Raw genomic sequence first — 15,298 nt, forward strand, 5'->3', positions numbered from 1 at the left:
ATAGGAGTCTTGCCGTTTCCCTGGTCCTTTATGTTTTTTGGAGTAACGGAACGTTAACGTAAAAGGAGTAAGGTAGAGAATGTTCCTCCAACCTTTGGGTTCCGTTTACACCATCAACGTTAAATAGGCTGGGAAATGGTGAGACTCCTGCAGGGAGATAGAGCCATGGTGAGATCCGCGAGTGTAACGAGCTAGCTCACCGGCTCCCCGCGGAAAGGGGAGCTATTTATCAGCCGCTTTTCTACGTACTTGATAAACGGAACAGGCTGCTTTCGAACAGTCTATCTGTATTATAAAATTTACCATATAACACTAAATTAAAGGATTTCTATAATTGGAAATCCTTTTTTTCTGTACTGCTTAAACGTAAAACAGAATCTTAAGCCGGAAACCTTTAAAAAACCTTCACTTGGGCGTACAATAGTACTAATATTGCGTCTCTTTCACTTAGACGCTAATACAGACAAGAAGGAGCCAAGGAAGATGATGACAGACCAAGAATTGACCATTGCAAAAAGCAACGATCGAAAACCAAAACCGACACAGGACCAAATCCCATTTGGCACAACATTCACTGACCATATGTTTGTAATGGATTACGAAGAAGGAAAAGGCTGGTTCGAACCAAGAATCGTACCTTATGAGCCGATCACCTTAGATCCGGCCGCGATGATTTTTCATTATGGCCAAACCGTTTTTGAAGGATTGAAGGCATACCGCGGGGACAACGATAACATTCTGCTTTTCCGTCCAAAGGAAAACTTCAAACGTTTAAATCAATCAAGCGACCGTTTAAGTATTCCGCCGATTGATGAAGACAAAGTTCTGAGTTATCTTACAGAACTAATCAATCTTGAAAAGGACTGGGTTCCGACAACAGAGGGAACCTCACTATATATTCGTCCATTTATTATAGCAACAGCTCCAAATCTTGCCGTTGCTCCATCAAAAACCTATAAGTTTATGATTATCCTTTCTCCGGTAGGTTCTTACTTTTCCGGCGGAATACATCCTGTGAAAATTAAAGTAGAGGATAAATTCACCCGTGCTGTCAAAGGCGGAACCGGTATGGCAAAGACAGCCGGTAACTATTCCTCGGGCTATCAGGCTCAAGCTAAAGCCTATCAAGAAGGAAGTGCAGACGTTCTTTGGCTTGATGGTATCGAAAAGCGGTACATAGAAGAAGTCGGCAGTATGAATATCTTCTTTAAAATTAACGGGGAAGTGATTACCCCAGAATTAAGCGGCAGTATCCTTAAAGGAATCACAAGAATGTCCATTTTAGAAGTTTTACGAGAATGGGGCGTTCCTGTCACAGAACGGAAGATTTCAATTGATGAAGTTTATGAAGCCTATGAAAGAGGGGAAGTAGAAGAAGCATTTGGGACGGGTACAGCTGCAGTCATTTCACCTGTTGGCGAATTGAACTGGCAGGGGCGTAAGATGACTATTAATAATAACGTAATCGGAGAGCTGTCTCAAAAGCTTTATGACACGATCACAGGCATTCAAAAAGGAAAACTGGAAGATCGCTATGAATGGGTAGTAGAAGTGAAATAAAAAGGTAAAACCAGGCTGAACTCCAGCCTGGTTTTTTTGTAAAAGAAATTTATTTTGGTGCTATGATAAATGTATTCCGTTTCCCTATCAGTAGTAAAAAGTCTGGGAAATGGCGAGACTTACTGCAGGGAGGTAGAGCCAAGGTGAGATCCGCGATTGCAGCGAGCTAGCTCACCGGCTCCCCGCGGAAAGCGAGTGTTTTCCCAGCTATTTCTACAGTAATCGGAACAGTCTACTTTTCTTACACTAATTCATATACATATGAATTCCAGGACCAAACGGAATTCCAAGAACGGCAAAAGCAATCAGCAAAATAATCCAAATGACGAAGAAAATAATACTGTATGGCAGCATAAGAGAAATAAGCGTGCCTAATCCAGCCTTTTTGTTGTATTCTTTCATAAACGCCAGAACTACAATGATGTAAGGGTTCATTGGTGTAATGATATTCGTAGATGAGTCAGCAATACGGTAAGCCATCTGGATAAAAGCCGGATGATAGTCTAATAGATAAAACATCTGCAGGAAAATAGGAGCTTCCAGTGCCCATTGGGCAGAACCGCTGAAGATTAACAGGTTCATAAAAGCGGTTAGTATGGAAAAGCCAACGACAACGGGAAGGCCTGTCATATTCATAGCTTGCAGAGTGTCAGCCCCGCTGACCGCAATCCATGTACCTATATTGGTCCAGTCAAAGTACGCGATGAACTGAGCAGCGGCAAAGATAAGAACGATAAAACCGGACATATCCTTCATCGCTTCACCCATAAATCCAGAAATGTCACGTGTAGATTTGATCTTTTTTACTGTTACACCATAAACAATGCCAATGATAATGAAGAAGAAGAGAATAATAGGAACAATTCCATCAAGGAATGGAGAAGGAACCAGCCCTCCTTCTTCACCTCTAAGGGCAGAATTCGGCCAGGCAATGGCAGTTATAAGCAGAGCAATAAAGATAAAACCGGCAATTATAGAATTTCGGAAGCCCCTCATTTCCACAGCGGAACTGGCTTTTAGCTCGCTTCCAGCCTCGCCTTTATATTTCCCTAAGCGGGGTTCGATAATTTTTTCAGTGATCAGCGCACCAGTAATGGAGAGGACAATAACAGAGGCAATCATAAAGTACCAGTTGTCTACAGGGGTTACGACAATATTAGAATCCATGCTTTGCATAACTTCAGTAGAAATTCCGGCTAACAGGGCATCTGTTCCTGTAATAATAAAATTTGCTGTGAAACCTGAACCTACACCAGCAAATCCGGCAGCTAACCCGGCAAGCGGGTGACGACCAATCGTGTAAAATACCATGGCAGCTAAAGGGGGAATGATTACAAAGGCTGCATCTGAAGCGATGTTGCCAAGTATCCCTACAAGAATAATCGCATATGTGACCAATGATTTAGGTGCTTTAAGAATCGTACTTTTAATAGCGGTTTCGAGTAAGCCGACTTTATCAGCCAGCCCTATCCCAAGCATCATGGCTAATACTAAACCGAGGGGAGCGAAGCCGGTAAAGTTGTCCAGCATAGAGGTGAGGATGAATTCTAATCCTTCTCCAGAAACTAAGCTTTTGATAGCAACTTCTTCTCCAGTGCCTGGTTCCTGAACGGTTACACCAAATTGAGAAATAATCCAGGAAAATAGAATTGTAAATCCTGCCAGGTAAACGAAGAGCATAAAAGGTTCGGGAAGCTTGTTTCCCACCTTTTCAATCCCATTAAGAAATTTTTCTAAAACTGAAGTTTTTTTCTCTTTGTGATGCATTTCCTCTTTCTTTAATTGACTCATATTCCTCACCCTTTTCTTATTTTTGGAAATTTTCCTTTAACCTTCCGAATTAGAGTGTCATTTATGATTCACCTGTTACAAATTGATAGACTTTCCTCGGACGTCCTCTCTCTCCGGATTGAGATTCTCCGGCCTGTTCAACGATACCAGCTCGCTCCATTTCAGTTAGAATTCTTCGTCCGTTTCTTTCCGAGCTTTTCAGCCAGCGGGCGAGATCCTGAGAAGAAAATCGGTCTCGTCCGTACTGTTTAGAATAAGCCGCTATTTTTGAAATAACTCCAGGACTCAAGTGAGCCTGTTTAATTCTTTCCTTCCAGGCGGAGCCTACTTCAGAAGTCTGGTAATTGATCTCTTTTCTTTGTTCCTTTAATGAAATGGACTGGTCTTCGTCTACGACGAGGATGACTGGTTTTTCATATTCTTTAATATGCCGGAACCCAAGCCTCACATTCTGCTCTGCCTGGAGGACGGTTTCCCCGTAGCCGACAGAGACTTTAGCCTGCAAGTTTGTCTGCATCCGAATTTCTTCGATTAAGGTAAAAATGTCTGAATCGGATTCTGCACTTAGTTCACCCCGCGTTGTAAAAATAAAGAATAATCCGTCTCCCATCTGCATAACAGACCCATTTGTTTTTTCAGCAATAGCAAGGAGCTGACGTCTCACATCAAGTTCTTGATATTTCGTTTTAAACGAATAATAGTTTTCGTCGAGCTGGTTTGGACTCATTTCAACCCGGCATCCGATTACAGCCACTTGGGAATTGCGGTAAAGTTTAGACTGGGCGCGCTCTTCAAGAAACTGAATAATCATTTTAATAGAGAGATAGGAAGGTGTCACTCGAAATACAGGAATATTCTGACTCTTTAAAGTTTCATATACATCTTTAATGGATGTAATCACTACTTCTGTTTTTCTTTCATTGAATAAATCGGCATGAAACTCAATAAGCTCCTCGGAACTTTTTCCACTTTCAAATGGATGATTATAATAGGATAGGTTTTCGAGCTGGTAGAAAGACAGAATTTTTTCAAACTCTTCATCTGCAATCGTATCGATACTGAATCGGCGGCAGACTTTATTTATAGCAAGCTGTGCTTCCAGCAGAATGCCGAAAAAGCTGGACCCGTGAAGGGGAGGAAACGCCCCCTCTTGCTCGGTAATCAGTTTGTTTTCCATTGCATACGTATGATTCAAAACCCCTGAGAACAGCCACTGATCAACTTCATAACGATGATTGGTTAATATCGTGCGGACTTCCTCCAGCTGATTATAGGCATGGGGCACAAATGTGATATCTTCAAATTCTTTCGCCACATACATGATTCTCTCTAAGGAATCGTGGGGAGCAATGACACCAATTGTGGTTTTCATGATAATCCACCTGCTTCATTCTTAAGATACTGAGCAAGGACCTGTGTTCCTTTCCAAAGATCATCTGTAGAGGCGAATTCTTTAGGGTGGTGACTGATCCCTTTTTCACAAGGGATAAAGAGAAGTCCTGAAGGCCATTTGTGGGTCATATTCATGACATCATGACCTGCTCCGCTGTCCAGCAGTAAATGTTCCATTCCTAACTGGCGGCTGGCAGCTGTTAACTTTCTTTGTACTTCATCATCAAGAAAAACAGAGGCGTTATCGACGAGCTTATCTAATTGAATGGAGACGCCTGGCCGGTCTTTCTCTGTTTCTTCACAAAATTGCTGAATCTTTGCGGCCATTTTATTTTTTAAACGGTCGTCTACACTGCGAATATCTATGCCAAGCTCCACTTCTTCAGGAATAATGGTCAAGGCATTAGGGGAGAGGTGGATGGTACTCACAGTAGCAACTAAAGGGACCTTCTGTTCTTCGTTAATGATATGAGCTTGTTCCTCGACATAACGTATTAGCGGAGCAATGGCGGCAAATGCGTCAGCCCGCCGGTTCATTGGAGTTGTACCTGTATGGTTGGCCATGCCGGAAGCTGTTACTTTTAAACGGATGGGACAGGCAATGCCGCGAACCACTCCAATATCTTTCGCTTGATCCTCAATCCGGGTCCCCTGTTCAATGTGCAGTTCGATAAAGCTCTCCAAGAAATTATGATCACGCTCGGCTTGCTCGATGTTTTCCCATGACAGGTCAAAAGATTCGACAGCCTCTCTTATAGAAATGCCGTTTGCATCTGTGATCTGTTCTAAGCTGGTTTTATCGAGCAGACCTGATACCGCTTTGCTTCCAATTGTAGAAATTCCAAACCGTGCAGATTCTTCTGAAGCAAAACAGACGACCGCTAGATTTTTCTTTGGGGAGAAACCTGAATCTTTTAAATGCTTGATTGCCGCTAATCCTGTGAGGACACCGGCAGCTCCGTCAAAACCTCCTCCTGAATGAACCGTATCCAGGTGGGAGCCTATAGCGATGAGCGGGGCTTGTTTCTCTACTTCCCAAACCGCCCAAAGATTGCCGGCAGCATCTCTTGTTACATTCAGATTTAAATCCTGAGCAATCTTTTTAAATTCTTCGTGTGCCTGCATTTCTTCCGTACTGTAGCCCAGCCTTGTAAATCCTTTTTCAAAGTCCATTTGATTTACTACATTAAGTTGATTTAAATGCGTTTCCAGCCATTTATGCAACAGAGTGACCTCCTTTAACAATTTGTATATAGGTTTCCAGTGCGGTTACGAGCACATGTTCATCAAAATCAAACAGCGGAGCGTGGTGATTAGCGGGGAGAGGAGTGCCAAAAAGCATATATGTCGCCTGTCCGCCGTTTGATTGAACTTCATTTATCATAAAACTTGCATCTTCAGAACCGGAAACCTTAGCAAAATGATCTACCTTCTGAATATATCGGCTTTCTTCACAGGCGGTTGTAATGGAGGAGATCAGTTCCTCGCTGCATACTATTTCTTCGGTCTGACCTACGAATTCGATAGTTACATCTACATCGTGCATGTCAGCAGCTGACTGAAGGATACGCTTAGCCTGTGTTTGCATGTATTCATTGATGGCCTGTGTTTCTCCGCGGGTTTCAAGCTCCATATATCCTTTATCAGCAATGATGTTCCGTCCGCTTCCGGCTTGCAGCTTCCCTACATTGACGCGGTTTACACCTTCACTGTGTCTTGGGATGGCATAAACTTGAGTGGCTGCTGATGCAGCAGCCAGTAAAGCATTACGGCCATCTTCGGGCTTCATTCCAGCATGTGAGGATTGACCAGTAAAAGCAGCATTCAGCTTGGATGACGCCAGGAATCCCCTGGTTGAGGCTGCAATCGTGCCTACAGGGAGCTGCTGGATTCCAATATGGCCGGAATAAAAGCGGTCGACATCACTTAGCCAGCCTTTGTCTGTCATTGCTTTTGCTCCACGTCCGCCTTCTTCAGCAGGCTGGAACAGCAGCGTAAATGTGCCGTTTAGCTGCGCGTGGTTTTCGGCAATGTAGTGAGCCAATCCTAAACCAGTCGCTGTGTGGCCATCATGTGCACAAGCATGCATGACACCTTTTCGCTGTGATAAAAAGCTATGCTTAAAAGGGAAATGATTATCGGTCTCGGCTTCTTCAATAGGCAGGGCATCAATATCGAAGCGAAAGGCGCTATGTTTTCCATCCTTGTTCGTATCCCAAACAGCGACTAATCCGGTATGTCCGCCTTCCATTAGGTTCATTAATTGTTCTGAAACCCCGGCTTCTCGAGCGGATTGTTCTGCTTTCTTCAATTCTTCAGATGGTGGGACTCCATAACGGGACTCGCTCTCTACAGCATCTTTACCTGCATAAATTTGAAACCCCAGCTCATTTAGTGTTTCAGCAAGAAAAGCTGTCGTTTCATATTCCATAAAGCCAAGCTCCGGCTGTTCGTGTAGTTTACGGCGCCATTCAATAAGCCGGGGCTTCATATTGTCAAGAAATAGCTCGGAAGACATCAGGACACCCTTTCTTTATGAAGTTTGTTTAAAGTATCAATCGCTACCTGTGTTAAATAGCTGCTGCCGATAGGAAGAGCTTTTTCATTAATCTTGAAGCCTGGATCATGTAAAGGCTTTTGATTCGGCTGATCCTCAATCTGTGTACCCAGCCAGATGAAAGCACCTGGATATTCCAGCAGAAAGCGGGAAAAATCTTCACCGGCTAGTGCCGGAGCGACTTCTGGTACAGAATCTTCTCCAAGCAGGTTTCTGGCTGAATCTCTTGCCAGCTGGGCCCATTTAGGTGTATTAATCGTGGCTGGATAACCGTCGTAATAATCAATCACTGCTTCACCGTTAAAAGCTTCCACTGTTTGTTTAATAATTGTATGAAACCTGTCTTTCACAAGGTTTTTGACTTCTTTTTTGTAGGTTCTTACTGTTCCTTCAAAAGTCACTTGATCAGGAATAACGTTATAGCTGTAGCCGCCTTCGATTTTACCAATTGTAACAACGGCCGATTCCAAAGGATTAACGTTTCTGCTGACAATTGTCTGCAGAGACGAAATCACCTGGTTTGTCATGATCAACGCATCATTTCCATCATGAGGCATGCTGGCATGTCCGCCGCGGCCTTTAATTGTAACTTTAAAACGATCCGACGCTCCCATCATTTCTTTGTCGCGTATCCCCATCTGTCCCACAGGGAGGCTTGGCCAGACATGCTGTCCATAAATGACATCTGGCTTAAACTCGTCGAAAACGCCGGCATCCATCATAGGCTTAGCACCTCCATAAGGAGAAACCTCTTCAGCTGGCTGAAACACTAAAAGAACCGTTCCTTTAATTTCATGTTTCAGTCGGCTGAGTGCATAGCCCGCGCCCAGCAGCATAGCTGTATGGGCATCATGACCGCAAGCATGCATTTTGCCAGGCTGTTTTGAAGAAAATTCAAAACGATTAACTTCCTGAATCGGCAATGCATCCATGTCTGCACGCAGTGCTACTGTTTGGCCCGGGTGATCCCCATGAATAATTCCGAGCACCCCGGTTTTTGCAAATCCATCCCTCCATTGGATGCCAAATTCCGTTAATTTTTCTTTAATGAGAGAGGAGGTCTGATATTCTTCATTACTTAATTCTGGATGTTGATGTAATGTTCTTCTAATATTTATAATTTCATTTTCAATTGTTGAGATTAGTTCTTTGATGGCAGTCAAAAATGATCCTCCTGTTATTTAAGGACATTGTCCTTTAATATTCCGTTAATTAAGATTATAACAGAAGATAAAAGAAAATCATCCCTTATTAGACAAAATGTTGTGAAAATTAACAAATCTCCTCCTGGAAAAATTAAATGGAAGCTTGGTAATACACACTTTTGAAAAGAATAAAGAAAATAAAAAAACTTCTTCCCGAATAAAAACGAAAAGAAGGTTTTACCATTTTATTCTATTTTCTATCCTCTAATTTGGCCGATATTAAGCCGTAAAGTATTCCGAAAATACCTCCCCCAAGAACCTCGATCGGCTGGTGACCGAGCTTTTCTTTCAGCTCTTTTTCCCGTTCTACAAAATCAAAATCAATACTTGGATACTTCTCTGAAATTTCCCCAAAGTGGTCTTCCAAATCGTTAACGAGCTGTGCGATTTCTCCAGTATGCCGGCGGATTCCCTGGGCGTCATACATAACGATTGACCCAAACACAACGGCAAGAGCAGTTTCAATATGCCCTGTTCCCCGATTGGCGGCTATGTACGTGGCGAGCGAAGCCACTCCAGCAGAGTGAGAGCTCGGCATTCCACCGGTCTGAATGATCGGCCGCCAATCCCATTTCCCAGTCAGCCGTTTGTTCGTAATTATTTTAAGTCCTTGTGCGATTCCTATTGCTGATATAGCTGTAACAATTCCTCTATTCATTATCTGGCCCCTTCCATAAAAAATCTATTATAGATTCTTTCCCTAACGGAAGGTTTTTTATTCCTTCTAATGACCTTGGAGGAGGGGGAATTGTTAAAGAGACTAAACGGAGTTGCTGGAAGTTTCATTAGAGCTCAAAAGCGCCGAAAGGGATAGCAGGACCTCCAATAAAGCTTCTCGAAGCATCGAAAGGAGAAGGGGAACGGTCAAAAGAGCTTAGAAGCGCTGAAAGAGAGCGCAGGACCGCGGATAAAGTATCGCGAAGCGTCAAAAGGAGAAGGGGAACGGTCAAAAGAGCTTAGAAGCGCCGAAAGAGAGCGCAGGACCGCCGATAAAGTATCTCTAAGCGTCAAAACGCGAGGAAGAATGGTCGAAAGAGCCGAGAATAGCTGAAAGGGAGAGCGGTCCCGCCGATAAAGACTCTCGAAACATCGAAAGGCGAAGAAGCACCACCGATAGAGACCAAAAGAAGCGCAAACCTCCCGCTATCTTCAAAAAGCTGTCTGGATCCCTCCAGCCCGATTCGCCTAATATCAGCAAAATAAAAAGAGAGCCGTATTTCGGCTCTCTTTCAAAAATTATATGGCGTACTCTTTATGTCCGTGAGGAATAAATTGGGCGAGTGCATGTCTCTCTTCAGCCGTCAGTTCAACGAGCGGAAGACGGACACCGCCGACAGGAACGCCTGTCATGTTAAGTGCTGCTTTCACCGGGGCAGGACTTGGCTGGGCAAATAAAGCTTTCATGGCTGGCAGAAGTTTTCCATGCAGGTTAGCTGCATATTGAACATCGCCTTCAAGGAAGCTGTTCACCATATGTTTCATTTCGTTACCAAGCACGTGGGAGGAAACAGATACGATGCCAGCTCCTCCAACTGCCATCATTGGCAAAGTGAGGCTGTCATCTCCGCTGTAGACAGAAAAGTCATTCGGTGTCTGGCTGATAATGTGTGTAACAGCATCCAGGTCGCCGCTTGATTCTTTTACTGATACGATGTTTTCAATCTGGGAAAGCCGGATAATGGTTTCCGGAGCCATATTTACGGCGCTGCGGCTTGGTATGTTATAAAGCATGACAGGCAGGGAAGTAGCTGCTGCAATCGTTTGGAAATGCTGATATAAACCTTCCTGTGAAGGTTTATTATAATAAGGAGTGACGAGCATAATTGCATCGACTCCTGTTTTTTCAGCCTGCTGGGTAAGTTCAATAGATGCTCTCGTATTGTTAGAGCCGGTACCGGCAATAACAGGGACACGATTATTCGCGACTTGAACGACATATTGAAAGAGCTGAATTTTCTCTTCCTTTGTCAGTGTAGGAGATTCTCCTGTCGTTCCACCGACTACTAAACCGTCCGAACCGTTTGTAATTAAATGATTGACTAATGCCCTCGTTGCGTTGAAATCAATTTCGCCGTTTGCATCAAACGGAGTCACCATGGCTGTTAACACTTGGCCAAAGTTCATAATTACACACCCTTTTGTAAAATTTTTTGTTCTTAATATGAAGGTGACAGGCCATTAACGTTAAGGTATAACCACAAAAAAGCAACAGCGAGGGTACGCTGCTGCTGAGAAACAACTTCTTATAATCGTTTCCGCGTCAGATAGCCCTCCATATAGTCTCCTATATGACAGTCCTGTACTTATTCAATAACAGAACCAGCCTTATGAGATTATGAGACTCTCTCCAGCTTCGGCAAATCCCCCTTTTCACAATGGTCCCAGGGTCTCATCCCCTCGCATTGTGTACTAATGGTCTTCGCACCTCTATCCTCTCTTCATATTTGAAGAAAGAAATATTTAGTTGCCTGAACTATATCAAAAATTAAGCGTAACTACAAGGGGTAAATCGTACTTTTTTTGAATATAATGGGAAAAGTTTATGTTCCTGGGCTTTTCCCTATAATAGGAAAAGAAGAAAGAAATAAATTCTCATTTATTTCGATCTAGTTTACTATAGGTATAGGAAAGAAAATCCCATAGATGTTCAAAAGGAAGGGTATAGATGTCGATTAGTGAAGAGAACATTACAAGGATTCATTTAAACGATAAAGAACTGATTTTAATAGGAACCGCCCATGTGTCCCGCCAGAGCGCGGAGCAGGTGAAGGAGGTTATTGAATATGAACGACCGGATTCTGTCTGTGTTGAGCTGGATCAACAGCGTTATGAATCAATTAAAGAAGGCAACAGCTGGAGAGAGACAGATATTTTTAAAATCATTAAAGATAAAAAAGCTACGCTTCTGCTCATGAACCTGGCCATTTCTTCCTTTCAAAAGCGAATGGCCAAACAGCTTGGCATTCAGGCCGGCCAGGAGATGATTCAAGGGATTGAATCAGCTGATGAAATTGGAGCTGAGCTCGTACTCGCTGACCGAAATATCCAGATAACGTTCGCGCGGATCTGGGGGAATTTAGGCATGGGTGGACGTGCCAAGCTTCTCACTCAGGTGATGCTTAGTATTTTCAGTAATGAGAAGATCTCTGAAGAAGAACTCGAAAAGCTGAAGACACAGGATATGCTGAATTCTATTTTGCAGGATTTCTCTGATAACTTCCCTCGTCTTAAGAAACCACTAATTGATGAGCGTGATCAGTATTTATCACAAAAAATTAAAGATGCGCCAGGGAAAAAAGTTGTCGCTGTGTTAGGAGCTGCTCACGTCCCGGGCATCAAGGAAGAAATTCATAAAGAGCATGATTTAAAGAAACTGAATCAAAGGCCGCCAAAGTCAAAAGCACCGAAGATTATTGGCTGGACCATCCCGGTTATTATTCTGGCGATTATCGCTTATACCTTTTATACAAATCCGGCAGCAGGAACACAGCAGACGATTAGCTGGATTCTTTGGAATGGTTCGTTTTCCGCGTTAGGAGCTGCCATTGCACTTGGACACCCGCTTGCTGTATTAACGGCATTTGTAGCGGCGCCGATTACATCCTTAAACCCGCTGCTTGCAGCAGGGTGGTTTGCCGGAATTGTCCAGGCCTATTTCAAACGCCCGAATGTGCGTGATTTTGAAACACTTGCCGAGGATGTTACAAGTGTGAAAGGGTTTTGGAATAACAAAGTTACCCGAATTTTATTAATTGTAGTTTTAGCTAATCTTGGAAGCTCATTGGGAACGATGATCGGAGGAGCAGATGTGCTTCGGGTATTTTTCGAAAATCTTTAAAGCAAAGAAGCTCCCGAAAACCGGGAGCTTCTTTGTTTTCATTTTCTTCTTGGCTTTTCACACGGACTGCTGGCTTTTTGATCACATTTTACTACGATTGTCGTCAGCGGTTCCACTTTAATTTCCTTGGCATTTTTTCTGAAACCAGAAGGGGAGCTTACCCTGTCTGATCCTGCTTCATCTTCATCAACTATAACTTTTCCAGGCGCTAAGTTATAGTCATTCATCGTAAATGTTCTTTCTTTGCTATCTGCATTAATAAAGACAAAGTAGTCTCCTGTGTTATCTGTAGATTCAGCTTTAAAAGCAAGGGCCAGATCATTCTCTTTAATTTCAGGTATGTTAAGCCGTTTAATATTTGAATCTACTTCTTCTTTTGTACCTAACCGGAAAGCGTTCGTTGATCTGCGGAGTTCAACAAGTCCGGCTGTGTACTTTCGAGTAACATTATGAATAGGGTACATTTTTTCGTTCGTGGCTTTTTGCCAGTCTATCTTGTTGATTGCATCCGAAGAATCATAAGAATCATGGATAAAGTAAGGGAAGGTGAATGGATTTCCTTGTTCATCTTCCATATACGTTGACTTATAAGGAGCTTCGTTTGTCACTTCTCTAAATTGCTTTGTCCTTCCATATTCCTGACCGGCATGAAGAAAAGCAGTTCCTTGAGAAGTTAATACCATTGAATTGCCGAGGCGAATTCGCTTATGGATTTCTTCAGCGTCCTTATCAGGATCTTTCTTAATGGATTGGGCGATCACGTCATGCAGCGTTAAATTATCGTGGGCTGCGATGTAAGTAACGACATCTCCCGGGTCAGACGTTTTAAAGTTATAAGGCTGGGCTTTCATATTATTGAAAATTTGCTCGATACTGCGCGCGCCTCCTGTAATAAAGCGAGGCTGCCCTTCAATTCCAAAGCCGGATTTTAGTTCATTTCTAAAATCGTCAGAAAAAACTCCGACACTGTCCGTATCGGTCATCCAGTCTTGATCGGCAGGCTGTACATCGCTGCTGATCTCATCACCGGCATATGTTCTCCACCCTTCTCCAATCATCAGGATATTTGGGTTTAGCTTCACTGCTTCATCATAGGCCCTCTGTATACTTTTTGCGTCATGGTCGCCCATCATATCAAATCGGAATCCATCTACTTTGTATTCATCTACCCAGTATTTAATAGAATCTACCAGGATTTTTCGCGACATTTCATGAGTAGTCCCTAAGCGTCCTCCGCCAAAGCTTGTGCGAGGTGTGCCGTCAGCATTCATAAAGTGATAATAATTAGGAACTAAATCTTCAAAGATATTTACATCGGCAGTATGGTTATAAACGACATCTAAAATAACTCCCATATCCCGCTTATGGATTTCATTGATTAAACGTTTGAGCTCCTTTATACGAAGTTCCGGGTCAGCGGGGTTCTCGGAATACATACCGGTTGGAGAAAAATAACTCTGTGGATCATACCCCCAATTATAGTTATTATCTTGCGAATCGTAGTTTAACATTCTCTCTCCATTTGCAGTTTCATCTGCGAAGAAATAGCTCATAACTGGTAGCAGCTGGATATGTGTCACACCAAGGTCTTCAATATAATCTAACTTTTCGATAAAAGCTTCAAATGTACCAAACTGTGAAGAGAGTTCCCCCTCTATACTGGGATCTGAAGTGAAGTCACGGACATGAACTTCGTAAATGATGGCATCTTCACGTTTTTCATAGGCTGTAATATCAGCATAATTGAGTTCGGGTCCTATAGAAGAAGGGTCAACAATCGCGGCTTTTCCAATGGAGTCCCCTTTGCTGCTATTCCAGGAAGCCATCGATTTAGCATAAGGATCAAGGCCAATCTTTGTTTCACCATCACGTTCAATCTCGAGATGGTAGTAATAACCGGTTAAATCATGGATCCCTGTAGTATTTTCATCTAGAGTCACAGACCATACCCCGCGGTCCCCGGGCTGCATATCTACATTGGCTATTACTTTATCCTGGTCGGCTTTATCATAGAGCTTAATAGACGTACGCTCAGCTCCGGGTGACCAGAATTTCATATCTGCACTTCCGTCGCTGTTTAGTTTCATACCGAGGTCTCCATCGTAACCGTATGTATCATCGATATAGCGCCAGCTGACATTGGCTGTAACAGATTTTTCCTTAAAGGTAATACGGTAAGGGGAGTTTTTCATATCAAATGGACCTGTAACTTTTATTGTTCCGTCATTGGATAGTTCAATTTCATTAAAAGAGATTGCCTTATCTTCCTTGTCTCTAATCTTTAACTCTTTACGAATCAAGTCTTTATTAAGTCCATCCTCTGAAGAGAAGTGAATTTCTATGGTTTTTTCATTAACCAGCTGGGCTGATTGAAGTACTATTTCTGGAAGGTATTCTGGGTTTGTGTATACCGTATCATCACCCTCACGAATATAGAGGTTTTTATATTCACTGACGTTAGTAAATACCTTGTCATTTCCGTCTTTGCTTCCATTTTCCGTATTAACAACTACCATACCCAGGTCTTTTGCATTCTCCTTTAACTCTACATCTAAGTAAGCTCCCTGTCCGCCTGATTGGTCTTTAGAAAAATTGGAAGCCCCTGTCGGCCATGGCCCTGACTGTTCGGATGGCACAGCTACATCTTCAAACAACCATAACCCCCAGTCTTTATAGTTAGCATCATCCCTGTCGTAGTGGATACGGACCGTATTTTCTCCAGTTTCTGCCTTTGTTGACTCAGGTGAGAAAATACTAAAACCAAGTAATGCAGCCAATAAAAGATAAACATTTCTTTTAACCAATAAAACCTCTCCTTTATGAATTTTATGAAACCGCTTGCATTAATTATAATGTGAATTGTAATTAAATAACAATAGGTTTTGGTAAGATAGAACTTAAGTTGTGCGTGTAATTCGGACAACCGTTTGCACAAATTTCCGCGGAACTTCTTTA

10 protein-coding genes and 1 riboswitch are annotated in these 15,298 nt (G+C 42.8%); of the genes, 2 read left to right on the plus strand and 8 right to left on the minus strand.

Annotated features, from left to right (window positions below):
- Positions 1-486: 486 nt before the first annotated feature.
- Complete coding sequence (locus B7E06_RS01480; protein WP_082235859.1) at positions 487-1,560, plus strand: branched-chain amino acid aminotransferase; 1,074 nt, start codon at positions 487-489, stop codon at positions 1,558-1,560.
- A gap of 246 nt (positions 1,561-1,806) precedes the next feature.
- On the opposite strand, the gene B7E06_RS01485 is transcribed toward B7E06_RS01480, so the two are convergent.
- The 7 genes from B7E06_RS01485 to dapA all read right to left on the minus strand — a co-directional run bounded on the left by B7E06_RS01485 (position 1,807) and on the right by dapA (position 10,629).
- Positions 1,807-3,327 carry an AbgT family transporter gene (locus B7E06_RS01485; RefSeq protein ID WP_082235860.1) on the minus strand — a complete coding sequence of 507 codons (1,521 nt, stop codon included), beginning with the start codon at positions 3,325-3,327 and terminating at the stop codon, positions 1,807-1,809.
- Between the two features lie 85 nt (positions 3,328-3,412).
- On the minus strand, positions 3,413-4,723 hold the full coding sequence (locus tag B7E06_RS01490; protein WP_082232198.1) for a helix-turn-helix domain-containing protein: 1,311 nt from the start codon (positions 4,721-4,723) through the stop codon (positions 3,413-3,415).
- Positions 4,720-5,967, minus strand: coding sequence for a M20 family metallo-hydrolase (locus B7E06_RS01495; RefSeq protein ID WP_082232199.1), 1,248 nt, complete (start codon positions 5,965-5,967; stop codon positions 4,720-4,722). The genes B7E06_RS01490 and B7E06_RS01495 overlap by 4 nt, the downstream gene beginning before the upstream one ends.
- Positions 5,960-7,261: an amidohydrolase gene (locus tag B7E06_RS01500; RefSeq protein WP_082232200.1), complete on the minus strand. Its 1,302-nt coding sequence runs from the start codon at positions 7,259-7,261 to the stop codon at positions 5,960-5,962. Before B7E06_RS01500 ends, B7E06_RS01495 begins: the two co-directional genes overlap by 8 nt.
- Positions 7,261-8,463 carry a M20 metallopeptidase family protein gene (locus B7E06_RS01505; protein ID WP_143414432.1) on the minus strand — a complete coding sequence of 401 codons (1,203 nt, stop codon included), beginning with the start codon at positions 8,461-8,463 and terminating at the stop codon, positions 7,261-7,263. Before B7E06_RS01505 ends, B7E06_RS01500 begins: the two co-directional genes overlap by 1 nt.
- A 232-nt stretch (positions 8,464-8,695) precedes the next feature.
- The gene (locus tag B7E06_RS01510) at positions 8,696-9,163 is read right to left on the minus strand and encodes a divergent PAP2 family protein (protein WP_082232201.1); all 468 of its coding nucleotides are present in this window, start codon (positions 9,161-9,163) and stop codon (positions 8,696-8,698) included.
- Between the two features lie 578 nt (positions 9,164-9,741).
- On the minus strand, positions 9,742-10,629 hold the full coding sequence (gene dapA / locus B7E06_RS01515) for a 4-hydroxy-tetrahydrodipicolinate synthase (protein ID WP_082232202.1): 888 nt from the start codon (positions 10,627-10,629) through the stop codon (positions 9,742-9,744).
- A 133-nt stretch (positions 10,630-10,762) separates the two neighbouring features.
- A riboswitch (Lysine riboswitch) is annotated at positions 10,763-10,943 on the minus strand.
- A gap of 227 nt (positions 10,944-11,170) precedes the next feature.
- Here dapA and B7E06_RS01520 point away from each other — a divergent pair.
- Positions 11,171-12,343 (plus strand): TraB/GumN family protein, encoded by a 1,173-nt coding sequence (locus tag B7E06_RS01520; RefSeq protein ID WP_245807648.1) that lies wholly within the window; start codon positions 11,171-11,173, stop codon positions 12,341-12,343.
- Positions 12,344-12,381: 38 nt separating this feature from the next.
- Here B7E06_RS01520 and B7E06_RS01525 read toward each other — a convergent pair whose 3' ends face one another.
- A complete protein-coding gene (locus B7E06_RS01525) occupies positions 12,382-15,147 on the minus strand; it encodes a pullulanase (protein ID WP_245807649.1) in 2,766 nt (921 codons plus the stop codon).
- Between the last annotated feature and the right edge of the window lie 151 nt (positions 15,148-15,298).

Origin of the sequence: Halobacillus massiliensis, assembly GCF_900166625.1 — a bacterium.
Classification (GTDB): domain Bacteria; phylum Bacillota; class Bacilli; order Bacillales; family Halobacillaceae; genus Halobacillus_A; species Halobacillus_A massiliensis.